The following is a 2,152-nucleotide window of genomic DNA, read 5'->3' as shown; positions in this document are numbered from 1 at the left end:
TCATTCATCAGACTGCGGAAGTGCAGCATATCGGTGTTGTCCCCCTCGCTGTCCAGGCAGTCCAGAACCGACACGAACCGGCATCCGAGGGAAGGGAAAATGATGTCCGTATAACGGCCCACCTCCACAAAATCCCTGCCTAAACGGGAAAGGTCCTTTACCAGAATCAGGTTAATCAGGCCATGCCTTGCGTCCTCCAGCATTTCCAAAAATCCGGGCCGCTGGAAGTTGCCCCCGCTGTACCCATCGTCCTGATAGGTCTTGACCTCGATCCAGCCGTTGAGCATGACGAATTTGGAGAGGATTTCATATTGGTTCTCAATGCTCACCGATTCATCGCTGGGGATATAGCCCTTCGCTTTTGCGGAATTGGAGGCGTCATCCACACTCAGGCGGCAGTAGATACCGACTTTATATTGCTTCGCCATAATCCTGCCCCCTTTCCTGTGCCAGCGCCCCATCCACATTCCCGACATAGCGGTAGTAGACCTTGACCTCACAAATCCGCTGCCCGTTGACCTTCTGGGTATCGCCAACCTCGATCCGGTCTACCAGTTCAAAGAGAATGGTTTCGTCCAGTTCCGAGATTTCCGTATAGCGCCGGATAATTTCCAGCCAGCGGTCGGTATCCACCTGGTTTTCCAAGTGCGCCCGGACTTTCCTTTCCAGTTCCGGGACTGCCTCCGCCTTTTCTGCCCGTTCCGCTTCATATTTCTGCATCAGGGTCTGAAATACCGTCTGCGGGATGGAGCCGGTGCATTTGTCCTCGTAGAGATTCTGCATCAGGCGCTCCAAATCGGAAATACGGGCTAAGGAGGATTTTAATTCCTGCTCATAGGAGAAAAGCCGGGTGTGGGATTCCTTCTCCTTCAGCCGGAGAATCTCGCCCATCAGCCGGTCCGGGTCATATTCCGCAAAGCGGGCCTTTTCCCGGATGTCCTCCAATACCAGCTGGGTCAGCACTGTTTCATAGATGGTGTGGATGGTACACGCGCCCCTTCCGCTGCGGGAGTAGTTGCCGCAGATGAAAGAGCTGTACCGTCCCGGCCTGCCATCCTTATAGGTGAATTTTTCGATATGGTTCCGCATTTTGAAACCGCAGTCGGCGCAGTACACAAGTCCGGTGAAGATGCTCTTGCAGCCATCGGACGGAGTGCTTTTTCGCACCTTCTTTTTTCCGATACTGGCTACGGTATCCCACAGTTCCCGCGAAATAATGGCCTCGTGGGTCCCCTCCACCCGAATCCACTCGTCCTCCGATTTATTGACGAGCTTGCGGGATTTATAGGAGAGTGTGCCGCTTTTGCCCTGTACCATGTTCCCGATGTAGACCTCGTTGCGGACCATGTTTTTTACCGTCTGGTCGGCCCACTTGTGGTTGACCCTGCGGGGGTCGCTCTGGCCCTTGCGCTGGTAGTACAGCACACCGGGCGGCTGAATCCCTTCTTCATTGAGCGCCACCGCGATGGCGTGAAATCCCATGCCTGATGCCCGCATCTCAAAGATACGGCGGACAACCGGCGCGGTTTCCTCGTCAATCACCAGATGGTGCTTATCCAGCGGGTCGCGCCGGTAGCCATAGGCGGGGTAGGTTCCCATGAATTTTCCGTTTTCGGCACAGGCCCTCTTGACCGCCTTGACCTTCTTGCTGGTGTCCCGGCTGTAAAACTCATTAAATAAGTTCAAAAAGCACATGACATCGGTGCTTCCGTTGTCACTCATGGTGTCAATGCCGTTGTTCAGCGCGATGAACCGGCATCCAAGAGAGGGGAACAGGTAATCCGTATATTGCCCAAATTCGATGTAGTTGCGGCCAAAACGGGAAAGGTCCTTCACCAGAATCACATTGATCCGCTTGGCCTTTGCGTCCTCGATTAACCGCCTGACGCCTGGGCGGTTGAAGTTCGTGCCGGAGTATCCGTCGTCGATATAGACATCGACCTCATTCCAGCCGCGCTGCCTGACATAGTTTTGAAGCAGCAATTTCTGGTTCTCAATGCTGACCGATTCCCCATCACGTTCATCGTCGTTACTTAACCGGCAGTAGATGCCCACGTTGTATGTTGTATCCATCATCTTTGTTTTACCTCCCGACCATCTCAGAATCCATACCTCGTGCGGCAAAATGGCTCCGCAGGTTTTACCCTGCATG

2 protein-coding genes are annotated in these 2,152 nt (G+C 53.9%); both read right to left on the bottom strand.

Annotated elements, in window-relative coordinates:
* A partial coding sequence (locus D5269_RS17525; RefSeq protein WP_158605077.1) for a recombinase family protein occupies window positions 1–428 on the bottom strand: 428 nt, incomplete at its 3' end.
* Window positions 412–2,076 (bottom strand): recombinase family protein, encoded by a 1,665-nt coding sequence (locus tag D5269_RS17520; RefSeq protein ID WP_120487410.1) that lies wholly within the window; start codon window positions 2,074–2,076, stop codon window positions 412–414. The genes D5269_RS17525 and D5269_RS17520, both read right to left, overlap by 17 nt.
* Window positions 2,077–2,152: the final 76 nt, after the last annotated feature.

Origin of the sequence: Anaerotruncus sp. 1XD42-93 (assembly GCF_009917605.1) — a bacterium.
In the GTDB taxonomy this organism is placed as follows: Bacteria; Bacillota; Clostridia; order Oscillospirales; family Ruminococcaceae; genus Anaerotruncus.
The sequence above is the reverse complement of the archived record's forward strand: the minus strand, read 5'-3'. Positions and strand labels throughout refer to the sequence as shown.